Consider the following 18,961-nt stretch of genomic DNA (forward strand, 5'->3'; position numbering starts at 1 on the left):
CAGCAAATAAACTATTTTGTCTAATTGACAAATAGAAAGTTTACATAACGTTTTTCTGGTAAATAATTATGAGTCAAATAGTGTGATCAATTAAGTTATTTAGTCCTAAATCATAAGATTTTAATACAAAATACTATAATTTGATTAATAATAGTAGTGAAAAAATATTAAATATATCTAAGTTTTAAAGCGAATATTAGAAACCGGTGTACCGCATTCTTATTTCAATAGCACATATGCAAGTATTAAAGTCCAGAACTCATCTGGTAGCGTTATGTACAATAAGGAAATTATGGGAAATAGACAACAAAATGCTGAAACGCAAACAGTACCTGTAAAAGAGGGAGATTATATAGAATTTACTCATATAGGAGGGGAAGCAGCAAAGGAAAAAACACGCGCGACTTTAACTAACCTTGAGAATGGAAAACAGGAATATATCGGAAAGAAAAGAACATATGGGGTTACATCTACAGGATTAATAAGACAATAAACGTATAAAAAAGTTGGGGAAATCCCCAACTTTTTTATACGTTTTAGTCAAGAAGATTCCTTCTTCAAGGAATGCGAAGTGAGTAGGTAGAGGTAAATTGGCTTCGAATAAGGTATGACAGGAAGCTTTATCAATAAGTATGCAAATATTTAAAAAACTAATTTTTATACAAAAAGTGTATACTTACGACAAAAAAATTTACCTTAACCAACAATTTTTCTTTTAGTAAATTTAAGGTGTGTAATTAATATACATTTTTCGAGGAAAACGCAGAATTCTGTCAAATTATCTTCATTTACATGACTGTGAACGTGGTATAAAAATGAAGCATATCCAAAATTATTAAAGGGGCTGAAAAAATGATTAAAAAACTTATTATTGGTTCTGTTGTTTTAGGAACAGCAATAGGAGTAAGTAAACCTACATTTGCTTCAACAAATTATTCTCCATCACAGTTTCAAGATAGGGGAGATGCCCAAGTTCAATCAATACCATCGCCATGGCAGTATTTAGGGCAAACCTCTAGGGAACTTCAAATTAAAACTAAGGATCCAAAAGTGCTTGCTTTTGAATTAGCAAAAGAAGCTCTATTTTACGAAGATGAATTAGTGGATGTGTGTTTTGCAATCTTAAGAGAAAATGTAGATGTAGTATATTGGACAAGTAAGGAATGGGCTAGATTTGAAGTAGGAAATTACGAGTTTAAACATGAAATGAAAATTTATAGAGATAAAGAACGTCAGCAATTAATTACTTCAATAGAATCATAAAAAAAGAAGCTATCTTTAGTAAGATATGCATCCAATAATGTAGACAGGAAAAGAGAGCACATAAAACTGTTGCGATATTGGAAAGTAAACTAAAAAAACAAGTATAATTACTTGTTTTTTTAGTTACAGTAATTATTTAGAAGGCTTAGCTTGTATATGTTCACATATATTTATTGGATAACCATAATCCTCTCTATACTATGATTGGGATACAAAAGCTAGAAAGGTATCAATCCATTTATTCTTAAATTGAATTACCATTCCTCCGTCATGGTAGGTTTCGTTATATTTTGAAAAAACACTTCACAAACAATATGTATTACTTTATGGGAACATTATTAAATTTGAACGATATTAACAATGCTTTGTTGATAATTAGCTAAAAAAGTATTGTACGATTAAATGTATTGTGTTACATTTGTGTTACAAGTTTGTTGCGAAATGTTATAATTATTTCTATATCATTTCCTTTTGTTTCCTTAATGTTACGAAAGGTATAGATGTTTTATGTGTATAGGAGTGTGTGTAGTAAAGAGTCTGAGTTGAAAATACGTGCACACTTTAAATTTCCTTTCTGTCTGAATGAAGAAGACTACCAACTAATTAAAGGGTTCAAAGTAACAACTTTAAATAAAATGTGCTTCCTTTCCCACACACAATTGAGTACATATTTAAAGTACAGCCTAGTTGCTACACTGACTCTTGTACATATAAACATTAAGGTGAAATAGAGATAAGGATTTATTACATAATAAGCATTACTTAGCTAAACGTAAAAATATTATCTGTGCATTTTTATGAAATGTTAAAATGTCTAGATGATATTTTTTGAAGATTTCTTGGATGTGTTTATGAATAACAATTTCTAATACTTAATGATTCTCTACTACTGCAATATCCAATAATTTATGTAATAGGATTTATAAGGTGTATGTACATTCACTTATATAGGGAAAATGAGGTTTTTCATATGAAGTATAGTTATAAAGTGTTTATATTTATTTGGACAATTATTTTATTGTTTTTTCTACTTTATTATGGTTACAGTGAAATTTCTGATACCAAGAAAGTGCCAGTTATAACAATCAAAAAATAGAAGTAAAGAATATTGAGAAAACCAAATGAGATAAAAATAGATACAGTAGAAAGGCTACTACAGGAAGTAATTAATCGTACGAAGTTAGATGAAATATTGAAAAGAAAAAAATTAATGGAAAATATGTTGATTGCTGCTTGGGGAGAAAATTATAAATATCACAATCGGTATAAAGATATTCATGAGTTATTCAGAGGTTACCATTTACACTGCCTTAGGAAAAAAGGATGTGTTACCGAGACACCCTTTATATTTAAGTAACGATTCAAGCTAATAGATTACATAAAACCAGAGCGGATTGTACATCGTCTTATTCGAACTATAAGAAACCATGAACGAACAAGTAAAGCGGGACTTACAGCAAACTGTAATGGTGAAACAGGAGGAGACGCATGGGTGTGGTTTTCAATTTGTCATGAAGAACATCCCGTTGCTGAATCCATCGCTTGCTTATTTTGTATCAATAAACTTATAGAAGACTATCATAAAGAGGTATGTATATTTTTTCCGAGATGCAGATGCATTTGCGAAGTAGAGAGGTGAAAAAATGCTTGTAAAATATCCACGAACATTGCATGTTCCTTGGTCGATAGGGGTAACAAGTGATGACCGTATTCTACAAAATATGGACGGATTTGAAACTCAAGAAGTGGTCGTACTAGAAAAGTTAGATGGTGAAAATGTGTATGCTTGTCATGGCATTCACTACACAGCACTGACGTCCTATTTTTATGTCTTTTCAATATAGAATGAGAAAAATGAATGTTTATCGTGGGATGCAGCAGTTGCATGGTGTAAAAAGTTAGGCCTTGCACACGTTCCAGTGTTATATCGTGGCCCCTATAATGAAAAGGTAATTCGTTTGTGCTACAACGGTACTTCACTCTTTGGAGGGATTCAGGAGGGGTATGTACTTAGATTAACGGATGCGTTTCACTATAATGATTTTTCAAAATCCATAGGGGCATTTGTTCGAAAAGACCATGTGCAAACCAATCAGCACTGGATGACACAAGCGGTTATCCAAAATAAATTAGCAAAATAAAAACACGCAATTCCAAATGGAACTGCGTGTTTTTTCTTTTTTTAGCATCATTTGACGTTCATGTATGGTTACTCTTATTAGAGAATATGTCCCCTAACCACGGAAAACTATTAATTTATTAGTTTTTATTCGTAACTTTTAAAGTATCTAATACGACTTTAGTTGTGTCTGCAATAAGCTTATCATCATATTCTGCATCTTCTTTATCATGATTAGAAAGGATGGCAAGAACAATTGGCTTTTTATTTGGTGGCCAAATAATTGCAATATCATTCCTTGTTCCATAAGATCCTGCGCCTGTTTTATCAGCTACTTCCCATCCTTTTGGTACGCCCGCACGAATCAACTTATCTCCAGTCGTATTTCTCTTCATCCAATCTACTAATAATTCACGTTTCTCTGTTGGAAGTGCAGATCCTAATGTAAATGATTGAAGTGTCTTAGCGATCGCTTCTGGTGTACTGGTATCGCGCGTTTCTCCAGGATGTACTTCATTTAATTCAGGTTCAAATCGTTCAGATTTAGTAACCGTATCTCCCGTTTCTCTCAAGATTTTTTCAAATGCGGATGGACCACCTAACTTTTTAAGAATTAAATTATGTGCCGTACTGTCACTATATCGAACAGAAGCATCTGCAAGTTCTTTTAACGTCATTCCTGTATACACATGCTTTTCTGTAATTGGATTATAATTAGAAAGGTCTTCACGCGTATACGTAATCCCTTCATCAAGAGCTTCTATTGAGTTCTGACGTAAAAGAGCTCCCGCTGCTAATGATTTAGATGTAGAGGCAAATGCAAAACGATCATTTGAATGATAAGCAATAGTTTGATTTGTACCTGTATCCAGAGCATAAATACCAAGCTTAGCATTATATTCTTTTTCAAGCTTAGCAAAAGAATCATGACCTGTATTTTCTTGTTTAATTTGCTTTATTTGTTTTGTTTGCTTAGGTGGTCCAGATGGAGTATTACTATTAGAACACCCTATTAGTGTTACACATGAAAGTAATACGACAGGTACAATCTTTTTGTAGGTAAAGAACTTGTTTAAAACGTACATGAATTTTCAACCTCTTTCAACGATATATGGATTTTGTTTTGGTATTTTAAATACAGATGTTAATTAAAGCGGGTGTTGGATACCGATACTTCTGAAGTTGAATTTTAACAGGCTAAGCAGAACCAAAGCGTTTATATGAATGAACAGTTGCTGTTTAGGGTGTTTCTTTTTTTATAGTTTACCTGTGAAAGTATTAAACTCGTAACATTTAAATGAAGTATCTCAATACACACTTTTTTACATCACTTTACTTTGGGGAATAATAAGTCCTTTCATATTTTTAGGGATACACATAATAGACACTCTAAGTAATAAATTTGTTCCATTTTAACTTGGTAAATGGTAAAGAAAATACAATGAATTGTAAATGAAATCTGTACGGGAATCTAGTACCGTATAGTACAGTGCATATGAAAAACTCCTCAATGCTATCTCTCAAAAAATAATAATTCTCGGCTTTATAGACTGTATTTTCAAAAATATTGCGAACTTGTAAGAAAAATGAAAGGTAATTCAATATGAGATAAACAACCTTACTACAATGAAAAACAGAATCATTATTAAAATCATGAGATACGATATCAAGTTATTTGCGTGTTTAATACATTTGACCAAATATTCCAGTTTTAATAGGAAAAGTCAAAATGTAGACAAGTATCTTCTATCAAATCTCATTCTTAGTGTGTACATTTGGAGGGAATTTCTCATATGAAATTAGTAAAAGTAAAAGATCTTAGTTAGGAGAAAGATGAGAATGCTAACAAATTCTATGGGAAGGTGAAGAAAGAAGGTAGCGGAGGTCTATTCATTAAGAGTAAGCTTGAGGAGATTATATCAGCTAAGTTACTCTTTAGCGACACAGTTAATCCTGAGGGGGATGAGACAATTACAAAAGAACAGCAAGTTGAATTTCACTTCTAAGAGGGGGCAGACGCCTCTCTTTTTTTATGTCGCAAATAGCATTAATTCGTTAAGTAATTTATATGAGATTATCTTAAATAAGTTAGTTAAGAAAGAAAAATAAAAGTGAGTAACAAGATAAAAATATACAGGTACGTAAAAAATAAGGAAGTTGTATTTGCAAGTGTTTTAGTTGGGTGTGATATCAACCGTATGGGTAAAGATGAATATTACGTTCAAATTAATATGGATGGAAAAGGAGGAGTTTCAAAATCTATGGATGGTAAAGTGATGGGAAAGGAGTATGAATATACATTATCGGGTTTTGATAAGGAAGGTAAAGAAAAAGAGTTAGAATTTATCGCACAAAAGAATCTTCGTAAAGAAGCATTCCTACGTGTATATCATTTAGATAAAAAGGTGTAACAGCTTGGGAGGAAGTGCTGGAAGACGGGATCCCTAAGAAAGCAAAAAAACTAGGTGTGAAATAATCAGTTATTTGTGATGGTGGATTCTCCTAGGTGGAGGGTTCGCCGTTTTTTATTATATGTTATGTTGTGGTTTTTATATAAAGCATATTGAAAAGATGGATTAAATCTTCTGGAATGATGTCTCCATAATTAATAACTTGTACAATAACCTTTCAATTATCACTAAATCCATTCATATCAACAAGTTGTCCCATATATCCCTTTGTAGCAATATCTTTTAAAGTACGCTAAAAAATACTCTTTATTTTATCTTTATCTTATCTTTACCTTATCTTTAAATTTTTATATTAAACTTGAAACCTTAAAGTATTGATGTATGAGTCTAAAAGGGTGGGAGATAGATGTTCATTACATAGTTTATATATAACCAATTACCTTTGAAAAATTGCATTTCTTATACGAGGAGGAATATATGAAGGATACAAGTAAAAAACAAATTATAAAAGTGTTCCTTATTAGTATTTTAGGCTTAGGAACAATACTTGGAATGCTATATTTTAATCATAAAACCAATATTCAACAAAATAAAGCGCTAGCCACCGAAAAACGTGTATTGCAATATGAATCTACCTTGAAGAAAGAATTAGAAAAATATAATTTAGGAGAGAAAACAGCAGTTTTATTAGGAATTATGTACCAAGAGAGTAGAGGTGAGGGAAACGATCCTATGCAGTCATCCGAATCACTTGGATTAAAGCCAAATGAAATTCAAGAGACAAGCTTGAGCATTGAACAAGGGGTAAAACACTTTGCTAAAATGTACAAATATGGAACGGACAAGGATGTTAGCATGGATACAATTATTCAAAGCTATAATATGGGGCCAGGTTATATTGATTTTGTTGCTAGTCAAGAAGTTAAACAACACTCGGAGGATTCAGCCAAAAAGTTTTCTAAGATGAAAGTTGATCAAAATCCAGCGATGTATACTTGTGGTGGAAATAAAAATAATTTTAGGTATCCATATTGTTATGGTGATTTCAAATATGCCACAAAGGTAAATGAAAAAACAAAACTTATTGAAGAACTTCTTCGAAATGTACATAGCGCTTCTAAATAAGTTGCAGAATGAAATATAATGATACCGTCAGTTAATAATAATAATAGCTAAGAAAAAACTACTTCCTTTCTTAATTCACATAATTTTCAAAAATAAATCCTGTGGATGTTAATATTTGTTATATAATATATTTGTCAAAGCATTACCCCTAAAGTTTCTACGGTCAATCTGTAAGATAGTTTGTTTGGCTCGTATATTCACCTTAAACTAAAAAGAACTTGTAGAGAGTCCTACAAGTTCTTTTTGTTTTAAGGGTTAAATGTGGATTTCAAATATAGTTGCAATTTTTTGAGGGGGAAAAGTAAATGTTTATAAAAACAGAAAGATTATTAATACGGAAATTTGAGTTCAAAGATTGGCAAGCTGTTCATGAGTATACATCAGATATCAATGTTATGAAATACATACCTGAAGGGGTTTTTACTGAAGAAAATACAAGAAACTTTGTGAATGAAAACATTGGTGAAAACGCTAAGAACTTTCCTGTAGTATTAATTGATAAAGATATTCTGATTGGTCATATAGTTTTTCATAAATATTTTGGTGAGCATACATATGAGATTGGTTGGGTGTTCAATCCTAAATATTTCAATAAAGGATATGCTTCTGAAGCAGCACAAGCTACATTGGAATATGGCTTTAAGGAAATGAAATTACATAGGATTATAGCTACATGTCAACCACAAAATACCCCATCATATCGAGTAATGGAGAAGATTGGAATGAGAAGAGAAGGCTATTTCAGGAAGTGTATACCACATGGGAATGAATGGTGGGATGAATATTATTACGCTATTTTAGAAGAAGAGTAGTGTTTCAGAATGCATCATTTAAATTGACACTCTTATTCCTAAATAGGCAAGTTGACTATCTTTATTGGGGATTCTTGCTACTAAAGGCGAAGTTTATTTTCAGTATCGCTGACGTGCAAAACTTTGTATAATCTGATCTTATCTCTAAATCACAACTGTTACCCCATCACCATCAAGTTAAAGTTTCATTTTATTTTGCTAACTTGATCGTGATGTGACGTAACCTTAATTATTTAAAAATTTTAAAAAGGCCCCTTAGTCATGTTAAAGGGACCTTGATCACGCAAATGATCTGTAAACCAATTCATTTTATATATATAGATCATTTGTATAATAATTTTTATAAATAATTGCTAAATAGTGAATTTACATAAATGCTTTTAGTAGTTCTTGAATTAATGGGATTGCTCCACCTATAAATTTTAAAACTGCCATTGCGATTTCCATATTATTCTCTCCTCTTTTTCGTATTAAGATGTAATAAATCTTTATAACCTTATTATAGTAAGCGCTTACAATTATAACAATACATTTTCGTATGCAATATTGCATATTTATACATTAGATCTCTATTATTCATTTTTTAATGGTACTATAGCGAGGTGAGAGTCTTTAAGGGTTCTGCTTAATAGGAGGAAATATGGAAAGAGTGCAAGCGATTTACAGTAATCAAAAATTTAAGAGTTGGGTTAAACAGGTATTAGCTGTAGGAGGAGTAATAGGGTGCTGTTATTTGGTGTTATATGTTTTCTGTTTCTTAGTTATCATGTAAATAGTATACAACTAAACTAGTAGAGTCTTGCCTAGAAAGGTAAGGCTCTTTTATTGTAGTACCTGGAGATGAGCAAACTACATACAATATCTCTCAGGTTTTTCAGATCACTTTGTACGGTTTCTTGTTTAGAACACTAATTCCTAGCATTGAAAACAGAATTCTATGGATAAAAAATATGTTTTTACTAGATACATATTAAAAAGACAAGCATAAATTATATTAGATTTTGACAAAGTCTTTTTGATTTCGAAAAGGATTTAAATCTTACTTATAGATTTGATTCCTTTTTATATAATATAATCCTTATATTGATACGTAAATATAATACAGTAATAATGATTTAAAAGCAAGAATTTTAGTAGCGGTACATTCACACATCCATCAACTTAAGATTTTAAAGTAGCTCTTAAACAAAAAAATTCTTTTTTTAATTAATTAATAGTAAACAAGAAAGATTGGCAAATTAACAACTAAAGAGATTTATTCAGGTAAAATCTATCAAAAGGTCCTTTACAAAATTTATACATAATTCAATTACAAAATAATGTAAAAATTATTCATTTTTGTAAAATAAATTCATTGACACTTGTGTATATAAGTAACTATACTCGTTACATCAAATTGGATGCGTGTTAATACGATTTCATTATTATGACAAACATGTAAATATAAAAATAGAAAATCTCAATTTGATAAATACAATGGTAGAGGTGTTTATTTTAATGAAGCACAAATTAATTGCAACAGGTATCCTTGCAGGAGCTATATTATCCTATTCTTCTAATATTTTAGCAGATACTCATAAATTCCCTGATGTTCCTACATGGGCTGATAAATCCGTTAATTATTTAGTTGATAAACAGGTATTAAATGGTTATCCAGATGGAACTTTTGGTTCAAATGACTCATTAGACAGAGCTTCGGCTACAAAAATTATGACAAAAGTTTTAGGTATACAAATTGATCCTAATGCAAAACCATCTTTTACAGATTCACAAAACCACTGGGCTACTCCTTATATTGCTGCTGCTGAAAAAGCTGGGATTGTTAAAGGTGAAGGTAATGGAATCTTCAATCCATCCGGAAAAGTAACTCGCGCTGCTATGGCTACGATGCTAGTAAATGCATATAAACTACAAAGCACACCAAATCATAATGATCAGGTTAGATTTGAAGATTTAAAAGGGCATTGGGGAGAAAAATATGCCAATATTTTAATAGATTTAAAAATCTCTAATGGTACCGAGAACGGTTGGCAACCAAATAGATTTATAACACGTGCTGAAGCTGCTCAACTTACTGCAAAAACAGATATGTTACAACAAAATTTAAACGATGAAAAAGAGGTTATTACTGCTACCTCATATGAAGATTTAAATTTAACAGTGGCTTCGAAAATTACAGCTCAAGAGATTGATAGTTTTATTGCGAAATATCACTCGGATAGTCCTTTAGTTGGACATGGGCAAGATTTTATCAATGCGCAAAATCAATATGGCGTGAGTGCTCATTATTTAGCAGCGCATGCGATTTTAGAATCTGGATACGGAAAATCAGAAATCGCATATCAAAAACATAATCTATTCGGTCTACGTGCATATGATGGAGATCCGTTTAAATATGCAAAATATTTACCAAGCTACGGGGATAGCATTGCTTATAACGCTAATTATGTACGAGAAAGATATTTAGAAGAAAGTGGTATGTATTATAACGGCCCAACATTAACTGGCATGAATGTGAAATATGCATCAGATAAAGGCTGGGCTAAGAAAATTGCGGGTATTATGGAACGTATTAAACCGTTTCATGTAGAAGACTATACATATGCAAAAAAATTACCAAAGAATCCTGAAACATTAGATGTCGACGCGTTATCGAATGAAATTCCATATAAAATGTATGCAGACGGTTCAAGCTCAAATGTTGTATCATCAGCTGCTTACTACCAGGTACCTTATCCATTTAATTTAAAAATTAAAAGTAGACCAGATGTAGCTGTCGAGGAGAATAAAGTTGGTACAGTAACCCCTGGAACAACCATCTTTATTTATCGTGAAGATCCAAATGGATGGGTAGAATTCTCTTTTGAAGCTAATGGAGAAAAATATTGGACATTAAAAAATAAATTAAGTATGTAATTAAAAAGATCTATTTCATTAGTTTTAATCGTTTAGATTTTAATCTCATATAATTGGGAGACAAGTTTTTTAATTTCTTAAAATAAAATTAAGTATACAAGAAAAGTTAGAGAATTATTTTCTCTAACTTTTCTTCGCTAGTATTTGAAATTAAAAAGATGGTGGAGTTACCCCAAATATAACAGTGACTTTGTTTAAAGAAGTGTTTTCCCATTTATGCTTTGTATAAGGTGGGATTTTAACACTATCACCTGTATTGAGAAGTAAAACCTCATCATTTAGATATAGTTTTACTTGTCCCTCCATAATAAATGCTATTTCTTCCCCTTTATGTGCCACAGGCTCCATAGATGAAGCAGTTTCAGGGAACAGATTCATTAAAGCCAATTCTAGTGCTCCATCTAAATTAGGAGATAATAACTCATATGAAACATTGCCGCTTTCAGGAAAAGTTATTTTTTTCCTTTGGTTAGCTCTTACAACTAATTCTTCTGTATTGGTATCCTCTAAGAAAAAGTTAAACAATGGAATATTTAGTGCTACAGAAATTAATTTTAGTGTTTGTAATGAAGGATTTGTGATTCCTTTTTCAATCTGACTTAACATGGAAGGTGTTATATCAGCTAACTCTGCTAAACGTTTACTGGTTAATCCGGCCCCTTTTCTAAATGCCCTAATTTTGTGACCAACATTAATATCGTTCATATATGTAATCCCCTTTAAATAAGTAAATAAAATTAAATTATTATTAATTTTATTTACTTATACTTAATATATTGTTAATATATACTTAATTATAATAAATTATTATTAATTTTAAAACATCATATGTACATATGGCAGCAGCTGCGAAAAAATGGGAAAAAGATTTAATTAGAAACAAAGGGGTTACTATTTTTAAATATACAGCGGGCTATAGTAAAGCAGTAGAAGAAGGAAGAATACAAGTTAATAAGAATCAAATGTGCTATTTGATTGACGATGAAAAATCAAAGCATTTATTTTAAGGTTATGCAGTAGCTGATACTCGTCTGAATAATTGATATACAAATAAAAGTTGGTGAATGGCATCCTCTATTTGTATATCTACCATGTGGAATAGGATTTGGTGGAGTTTCATTCAGTTTAAAAATTATGGTATGTGATCATGTACATGTAATTTTTGCTGGGCCTACCCATTCTCCGTATATGCTATTAGGTATGATGACCGGATTATATGATGGGATTTCCATACAAGATTTTTAATGAAAAGGAATCTAATAAGTAAAGGACAACTTAAGAGTAGACTTCAATGCTGTATTGTAAAATTTTTAAGGAAGTGAAAATAGTATGAAATCAGCTTTAAATAGTATTATGATCTCTTCGATTCTTGCAGTAGGAGGGATCATTGCGCTTTTGTTTAATTTAATGGGGGATCAAGATTGGATCTGGAATTGGGTAGGGCTATTACTGGCATATCTATCTTTGGGCATTTTAATCGGTTTATATAATAAAACTGTGGATCACAAAACATTTCCTAAAATACTAAAAAGAACTTTGTTTATTTCCTTTAATGCTACTATATTAGGGATAATAATAGGGGTAACATACCAACTATTAGGAAAGTGGAATCTTACTATAATGATGTATTATTGGTTGATAATTTTATTACTACATTTAATTACTATAATAACATTAGTCATCCTAGTATTTGAAAACCGTAATAGTAAAAATTATAGCTTACTATATAGTTTTATTATAATTTTAAACATTGTCCTTACCTTAGGACCAGTATTATTTCCAGTAGTTCTGACTATTATAGGAAATGCCATGAACGCTAGTGCAGGGCACTAATTTTCACCTATACAGATTATTATTAAGATAGAAAGAAGATTATAATATGAAAATTAAGCTTAAGAAAAAGAGAATTATAAGTGTATTGTTGGCTATTACTTTAGTAGCAATAGGGTATTACGTGTTTCAATCTATTACGAATCCTAAGCTGGTAAATGCGGAAGAGGCAAATAGTGTTCAGCAAGTGAGCAGTCTACCTAAAAATGAATTAAAAAAATTGATACCTAATCGTTTTGATGGTAAAGAAAGAAAAGTTGCATATTTAACTTTTGATGATGGACCTGGAAAATATACAGCTAATCTATTAGATGTACTAAAGAAAAATGATGTGAAAGCAACATTCTTTTTAATTGGCGATAATGTGAAAAGGTTCCTAGATTTAGTGAAACGAGAGCATGTAGAAAACAATTATGTGGGCATGCATAGTATGACACATGATTTTAAAAAGCTATACACCAATCAGGAATATGTGAAGGAAATGAAAGAAGATCAATCTTTAATTAGAAATGTTATTGGATACACACCGAAATTAACACGTCCACCATATGGATCAATGCCTGGCTTAAATGAATCACTTCGAAATGAAGTGGTAGGAAATAATTTGAAAGTATGGGATTGGACAATTGATTCTTTAGATTGGAAATACAATAAATTACCCGTTGATGTAGCAGCTGCAAAGATTGTTCAAAATGTCTTAGCAGGTGCGACGTCTTCAAAGGAAATTGTTTTAATGCACGATATTCATCCACAATCTGTCGCGGCAGTTCCAGCAATTATAAAAGGGTTAAAAGAAAAAGGGTACGAATTTGAAGCTTATGATGAGAACAATCATTTTCCAATAAACTTTTGGCATGATAATCGTATATAAAGAGATATATTAGTTAAAAGAAAATCAGAATGGAATAAGCAATTCATATAGGGTTTAAATATTTGTAAGAGCGTGTTTAGATAGATGAAAACACGCTCTTTTTACTGAACTATTTTATTGTAGATTTAAGTATAGGCTTTCTAATTTTAGAAAAATTTATATGATTTTTTCATTCATTTCTACATAAGCGTTGGATATTTCGTATGTTTGGCCAGAATGAAAAGAGTTTATTAAACCATTCATTATTCACGTTCTTCTTCATATATTTGTACCACAATTATTTTTTTGTTGTTAAAACTAGTTTTTAAGAAGCATATGTTTTAGCAACTGCAGAAATTCTGTATCACTTTTATCATTTTTTATATAATCCTGTTCGTAGTTAAAAATCATTCGTACTAACATAAAAGCTGTAAGCGGTAATGGTACCTTATGCAAAGCTCCTTGCTGATAACCTTTTTCGAGCAAATTACTTATCATGTTAATTGCTTCTTCTTCAGATTGTTTAAAACAAGTTGTAATTTCAGGTGAATGGTACTCTTTATATTCTTGAAAGAGTGTAGAAACAAACGGATCTTGATGATATTCTAGGCTGATATAATGAAGAATTTTTTGTATTCGAAGTAAAACATCTTTTTCTTCTTTATATAAATTAAATAATTGTGAGCGTTTGAGCTGAATATGACGCATATAGCAGTCACATAATATTTCAGTTTTATCTGTATAGTAATAATAAATAGTACCTTTACCAACTTTAGCTGTCTTTGCAATTTCATCAACCGTTGTGTTACGGACACCACGCGTAGAGAACAGTATTGTGGCAGATTGAATGATTTTCATTTTTTTATTTTCTTTTTCTAATTTGATCATTGTCTACACCCTATCCTTGAAATATTTAGCGAAGTTTTCTATCTTTACATTCTGTATTAGTTCATTTGTAATTTTGTAACTCCTAATAGAAAGTCCTCTATTTGCTTCTTATAGAATAACATACACCATTCTTATTTCTAGTATATAACTATAATAGAATGCAACTGTATCACTTAAGATAAAAATGAAAGTTTAAGGTAATAATTTTTTAATCGGACGATGATTTCTTTCTTGATTGAATTATTTGATTTTTTATTCAATTCATTTTATTATATAAACATGACTAAAAGATGTTTTTAGTCGGATTTTTTTACGGAAAACCGACTGATATTCAATTTTAGTCGGTTTCTATACTATTTGAGAGAAGGTAGACACTATGTGTGGAATTGTAGGGTGGATAGACTGGTCTAAAGACCTGTCTAATGAACAAGAAACGTTAAAAAAAATGACAGATGCTATCATTCACCGAGGACCTGACGCAGAGGGGCATTGGTTTTCAAAACGAGCGGCATTAGGTCATCGACGTCTCATCGTCATTGATCCTGAAGGTGGCCTTCAACCTATGCTCTATAAAGATGGAAATGATATGATTGGCCTTACGTTCAATGGAGAAATTTATAACTATCAAGAATTACGTAAAGAACTTGAGGAGAAAGGTCATAAATTTCAGACCAAGTCGGATACAGAGGTATTACTACATGCTTACTTAGAATGGCAAGAAGATTGTGTTCAACATCTAAATGGGATTTTTGCTTTTGGTATTTGGGATGAAAGATTTGGGAAATTGATGCTTGGTCGTGATCATCTAGGTGTGAAGCCTTTATTTTTTGCTCAAAGGGGAAGCGCAATTCTTTTTGGTTCAGAGTTAAAAGTTTTACTTTCGCATCCATTTGTAGATGCAGAGGTAGATAAAGAAGGACTTTCTGAAATATTCTGCCTTGGACCAACACGTACTCCTGGTCATGCTATTTTCAAGGATATACATGAAGTGCGTGCTGGCCATTATATGACGTTTACCTCTAATGGCTCGACTACGACACAGTATTGGAAACTTGAAAGTAAAAAACATGTAGATGATATTGATACAACAGTCGAGACAATCCGCTCCATTTTACAAGATACGGTTAAACGGCAGTTAATTGCTGATAAACCAGTGGTATCTATGCTTTCCGGAGGTTTAGATTCCAGTGGTTTAACAGGTTTAGCAGGAAATGAATTTGGGAATAAAGGGGAACGCCTTCATACATATTCCCTGAATTTCATCAATGATGAAAAAGACTTTGAGCAAGACTTCCTTCGTTTTGATCGTGATGAACCTTGGGTGAAACGTGTGGCTGAATATGTAGGAACAAAGCATCATTCTATAGAGTTAGGATCAGATAGTTTAATAGAGTATTTATTAACTCCAATGCGAGCGCGTGATCTACCTGGAGTTGGAGAACTGGAAACGTCTCTTTATTTGCTATTTAAGGAAATGAAAAAAGACGCAACAGTTGCACTTTCAGGCGAATCCGCAGATGAAGTATTCTCAGGATATCCATGGTTCCATCAAGAGAAGTTTCTAGATGCAGAGATATTCCCTTGGAGTGTTAATTTATGGTATAGTACAGAAATTTTATCAGAGGATTTTAAAGCGAAGATTAGCCCTGAAAAATATCAAAAACAAAAATTTGAAGATGCAGTTGCTGAGGTTCCCTTTTTAGAAGGTGAAAGTGATCTGCAAATGAAGCAACGTCAAATGTCTTACATGTTTATTACACGTTTCTTGCCATTTATGCTAGAACGAAAAGATCGCACAAGTATGATGAATGGCTTTGAAGTACGAGTTCCATTTTGCGATTACCGGCTTGTAGAATACCTATGGAATGTCCCATTCGAAATGAAAAGCATAGACAATATTGAAAAAGGTATTTTACGTAGAGCTTTTGAAAATGTACTTCCAGAGGATGTACGTTATCGCAAAAAAAGTGCATATCCAAGCACTAAGGATGCCTCTTATCTACAAGGTATTAGTGATTGGATGTTACATGTGTTGAACAATCCTGAATCACCTATTTTGCCATTAATTAATGTAGAAAGAGTTCGTGCTATTGCAGAAGGAAAAGACGAAGTAATTTCAGGTAATGATGCACGAGGTATAATAGATTATTTACTTCAAGTTAATAGTTGGCTAGAGGAATATAATATTAAATTAATATGGTAGATGTAATTTTCAAATAAAGAGAATAGCTGAAACATCAATGACCTAAGTGAACCGCACCTCCAATGTATTAGATAGTTATCTAATAATTGGAGATGTGGTTTTATTATTTTGATTTGCAATAACCCTAATCAGTTAGTTAATTAGAATCAAATAAGAAACATAGAAATAGGGGTAATAATATGAATTGGAGGTTCCTTCCTGAGAATAGGGAGTCTCTTTAATCTCGCTACCGATAATTAAATAATATGTTAATTAGATTTGATTATTGTATGCATCGCCTTTTCTTCAATAAATATTAAGTGATAAACTTCATATATAGTATATAAGGAGATTATCTCATGGGTTATTTGTAAATATTAGATGGGGAGTATTTGACACATACATAACCTAAAGATTTAGATGAAATTAATATAGATAAGTATTTACTACGATTGCCTTCCTATTTTTCTTAGAATTTTTTTAGTGAATCAAAATTTAAATTGCGTATACATCTTTTGTACTAGTAGACCTAAGTCTAAAAGTATGTACAATTACACCATTTGACTAATGGGTAAACTTCACAAACTGATATATACTAGTATTGTGTCTTGCCTTTTTAGGTGTAGTACACAGCCGGTGATTGGCTAGTGGATGTTCTTCCATTTTGCCAGTGCCGGTTTTTTGTTGGATAATAGAGAAAATGAAGTTTTTATAAGGAAAGAAGGGGTTGTTTTGAAAGATGTAAATTCTATCTTTATGAGAGAAAAGATTGCTAGTTTTTATCTTTATTTTATTTCTTTTCTTGGTTTGGTTACTATAACTATATCTTTACTTGAAATTAAAATCCCTTCTCATCTAACAATACTAATATTGTTGTTACTTTTTATGGGGATTGCAGAGTATTTTCCTGTAAGATTTTGGAGAGGAACTAGTTCGCTTACCTTTCCGATAATTTACGCTATGAGTTGGCAGTTTGGAATCCATATAACTATTGTTGCTATTGTACTTGTGACGCTAATTATTCACCTGCATCGTCGTTCACCGATACAAAGAATGTTATTTAATAGTACTCAACATGCACTTAGTTTGATCTTTGCCAAATGGTTTTCAGACAAATGTATGTCCTTAATAATTAATAAGATAGGTATGTCAGTTCTGTATGAGAATTTAATATCTTTGTTATTATTTTGCATGTTTTTTTGTTTTTTCAACAATCGCTTTTACGATTTGTTAATGATACTTCTTCCGCAGCCATATTCAATTTATCAATGGTATAAAAAAACTATTACGGTATTTCTTTGCGAAACTTTTGGTTTCTCTTATGCGGCACTGATGCATGTACTAATTAGTACATATAGTGTGGAAGTAAACGAAGTTACAGTGCTGTTTTTCTTTTTTCCACTTGTAGCAACTTCCGTTATTAGTTCTTTTTCTGTACGGATAAGGATGGAGAAAGAACGATTATATGAGTTATTTCTTATTACGACCGAAATTAGTCGAGGATTAACTGGAGGAAACTTGAAGCATATTAAACAAGCACTTAAAGGTTTTTTTGGCATACAAGCATATGTAATATGGACAAAAGATGATGGAAACTGGAATATTCTATTAAAAGATGGGAAAGTTCGCCCTGATATTTCTGATCATTTAGAAAATTACGATGCGTTTGAGGGACTTTCTAAAAATCTTGTATTTAATGATTGGAAAATTGGTACGGCTCCTGGAGATGAAATATTTGAAAGTGTCATACGCTCACTTGTATATTTTCCTCTTATTGTTAATGATGAACTAGTCGGAATGTTTGTTGCAGGGAAAAGTAGAAATGCGGGCTTCTTTCCAGAAGATGTACAGTCGTTAGCTACATTTTCTAACCAATTAGCTAACGTAGTTAAAACAAGGATATTAATTTCTGAACAGGAAAAAAGAATGATTTTAGAAGAAAGAAATAGGATTGCTCGAGAAATTCACGATGGTATTGCGCAAACATTAGCCGGGGTGATATTCCAACTAGAATCCGCGCAGAAAAAATACCGTGATAAACCAAAAGATATGCAGCAAGTAGTAGAGAAAAGCATAAAAGATTTAAGAGGAAGCCTAGGAGAAGTTCGCTATTCTATTTATGCTTTAAAACCATATCCGACACAACAATTGGGACTTAAGCAGGCGATAGCAAGTAAAATAAAATCTTTAAGACAAGAATATGAACTAGACATTACATATCATGAAAGAGGTCATGCACGTGCGCTTAGTTTTTCAAAAGAAAGAGTTATATTTGATACATTACAAGAGAGTTTGCAAAACATTGTAAAACATGCACAGGCAAAAAAGGCTGATGTTTTACTCAGCTATCAAAGTGAACACGTGCTTTTAAGGGTTAAGGATAACGGAGTTGGCTTTTCACTATTTGAGTCTATGGTTAAAACGAAGAATGAGCCACATTATGGTATATTACATATGAATGAACAAGCTGACCAATTAGGGGCTACTTTACAGATTGATAGTTCTGTAGGAAAAGGGACAGAAATTACACTGTTAATTCCAGATTCACAAACAAGGGGTGCGTAA

Annotated in this window: 14 protein-coding genes and 4 pseudogenes; 13 read left to right on the forward strand and 5 right to left on the reverse strand. The window is 31.7% G+C overall.

Translation table 11 applies throughout. From position 1 onward, the window contains the following. Positions 1-184: 184 nt before the first annotated feature. Together N2V80_RS11935 and N2V80_RS11940 are read left to right on the forward strand one after the other, a co-directional pair. Positions 185-493, forward strand: a pseudogene (locus tag N2V80_RS11935) (putative mucin/carbohydrate-binding domain-containing protein); the annotation flags it as partial. A 359-nt stretch (positions 494-852) separates the two neighbouring features. Beyond that, positions 853-1,263 (forward strand): hypothetical protein, encoded by a 411-nt coding sequence (locus tag N2V80_RS11940; RefSeq protein WP_061655511.1) that lies wholly within the window; start codon positions 853-855, stop codon positions 1,261-1,263. Positions 1,264-1,461: 198 nt separating this feature from the next. On the opposite strand, the pseudogene N2V80_RS30530 reads toward N2V80_RS11940, so the two are convergent. Beyond that, positions 1,462-1,548: pseudogene (locus N2V80_RS30530) on the reverse strand (DUF2278 domain-containing protein); the annotation flags it as partial. A 1,142-nt stretch (positions 1,549-2,690) separates the two neighbouring features. Between N2V80_RS30530 and N2V80_RS11945 the strand changes: the two are divergent. After that, a complete protein-coding gene (locus N2V80_RS11945) occupies positions 2,691-2,834 on the forward strand; it encodes a hypothetical protein (protein ID WP_257152412.1) in 144 nt (47 codons plus the stop codon). 150 nt (positions 2,835-2,984) lie between these two features. After that, a pseudogene (locus tag N2V80_RS11950) lies at positions 2,985-3,404 on the forward strand (RNA ligase family protein). 118 nt (positions 3,405-3,522) lie between these two features. Here N2V80_RS11950 and blaIII read toward each other — a convergent pair. Beyond that, positions 3,523-4,467 carry a class A beta-lactamase BlaIII gene (gene blaIII / locus N2V80_RS11955; RefSeq protein WP_000289423.1) on the reverse strand — a complete coding sequence of 315 codons (945 nt, stop codon included), beginning with the start codon at positions 4,465-4,467 and terminating at the stop codon, positions 3,523-3,525. 1,038 nt (positions 4,468-5,505) lie between these two features. On the opposite strand from blaIII, the pseudogene N2V80_RS11960 reads away from it, so the two are divergent. The 3 genes and pseudogenes from N2V80_RS11960 (at position 5,506) to N2V80_RS11975 (ending at position 7,730) form a co-directional block, all read left to right on the forward strand. After that, a pseudogene (locus N2V80_RS11960) lies at positions 5,506-5,858 on the forward strand (YxeA family protein). Positions 5,859-6,270: 412 nt separating this feature from the next. Beyond that, the gene (locus N2V80_RS11970; RefSeq protein ID WP_061654591.1) at positions 6,271-6,918 is read left to right on the forward strand and encodes a lysozyme family protein; all 648 of its coding nucleotides are present in this window, start codon (positions 6,271-6,273) and stop codon (positions 6,916-6,918) included. Positions 6,919-7,223: 305 nt separating this feature from the next. After that, positions 7,224-7,730, forward strand: a complete 507-nt coding sequence (locus N2V80_RS11975; protein WP_000470144.1) for a GNAT family N-acetyltransferase — start codon at positions 7,224-7,226, stop codon at positions 7,728-7,730. Between the two features lie 366 nt (positions 7,731-8,096). Here N2V80_RS11975 and N2V80_RS11980 read toward each other — a convergent pair whose 3' ends face one another. Next, complete coding sequence (locus tag N2V80_RS11980) at positions 8,097-8,282, reverse strand: hypothetical protein (protein ID WP_001987408.1); 186 nt, start codon at positions 8,280-8,282, stop codon at positions 8,097-8,099. Between the two features lie 945 nt (positions 8,283-9,227). Here N2V80_RS11980 and N2V80_RS11985 point away from each other — a divergent pair. Beyond that, the gene (locus N2V80_RS11985; RefSeq protein WP_016090209.1) at positions 9,228-10,646 is read left to right on the forward strand and encodes an S-layer homology domain-containing protein; all 1,419 of its coding nucleotides are present in this window, start codon (positions 9,228-9,230) and stop codon (positions 10,644-10,646) included. Positions 10,647-10,796: 150 nt separating this feature from the next. Here N2V80_RS11985 and N2V80_RS11990 read toward each other — a convergent pair whose 3' ends face one another. Then, on the reverse strand, positions 10,797-11,351 hold the full coding sequence (locus N2V80_RS11990) for a helix-turn-helix domain-containing protein (RefSeq protein ID WP_000997924.1): 555 nt from the start codon (positions 11,349-11,351) through the stop codon (positions 10,797-10,799). 131 nt (positions 11,352-11,482) lie between these two features. Here N2V80_RS11990 and N2V80_RS11995 point away from each other — a divergent pair, with 131 nt between their 5' ends. The 3 genes from N2V80_RS11995 (at position 11,483) to N2V80_RS12005 (ending at position 13,347) form a co-directional block, all read left to right on the forward strand. Beyond that, complete coding sequence (locus N2V80_RS11995; RefSeq protein ID WP_002063312.1) at positions 11,483-11,653, forward strand: hypothetical protein; 171 nt, start codon at positions 11,483-11,485, stop codon at positions 11,651-11,653. Positions 11,654-11,975: 322 nt separating this feature from the next. Continuing rightward, the gene (locus tag N2V80_RS12000; protein ID WP_000833545.1) at positions 11,976-12,479 is read left to right on the forward strand and encodes a DUF3902 family protein; all 504 of its coding nucleotides are present in this window, start codon (positions 11,976-11,978) and stop codon (positions 12,477-12,479) included. Positions 12,480-12,525: 46 nt separating this feature from the next. Continuing rightward, entirely contained in the window at positions 12,526-13,347 is an 822-nt protein-coding gene (locus N2V80_RS12005; RefSeq protein ID WP_061655760.1) for a peptidoglycan-N-acetylglucosamine deacetylase, read from the forward strand. Positions 13,348-13,644: 297 nt separating this feature from the next. Here the strand turns inward: N2V80_RS12005 and N2V80_RS12010 are convergent, their stop codons facing one another. Further along, on the reverse strand, positions 13,645-14,214 hold the full coding sequence (locus tag N2V80_RS12010; RefSeq protein ID WP_000593070.1) for a TetR/AcrR family transcriptional regulator: 570 nt from the start codon (positions 14,212-14,214) through the stop codon (positions 13,645-13,647). A 376-nt stretch (positions 14,215-14,590) separates the two neighbouring features. On the opposite strand from N2V80_RS12010, the gene asnB reads away from it, so the two are divergent. Both asnB and N2V80_RS12020 read left to right on the forward strand, forming a co-directional pair. After that, a complete protein-coding gene (gene asnB / locus N2V80_RS12015; RefSeq protein WP_061139282.1) occupies positions 14,591-16,417 on the forward strand; it encodes an asparagine synthase (glutamine-hydrolyzing) in 1,827 nt (608 codons plus the stop codon). Between the two features lie 711 nt (positions 16,418-17,128). Continuing rightward, complete coding sequence (locus N2V80_RS12020) at positions 17,129-18,961, forward strand: GAF domain-containing sensor histidine kinase (protein WP_033667522.1); 1,833 nt, start codon at positions 17,129-17,131, stop codon at positions 18,959-18,961.

The organism is Bacillus sp. FSL W8-0640, assembly GCF_038007725.1.
Lineage (GTDB): Bacteria > Bacillota > Bacilli > Bacillales > Bacillaceae_G > Bacillus_A > Bacillus_A cereus.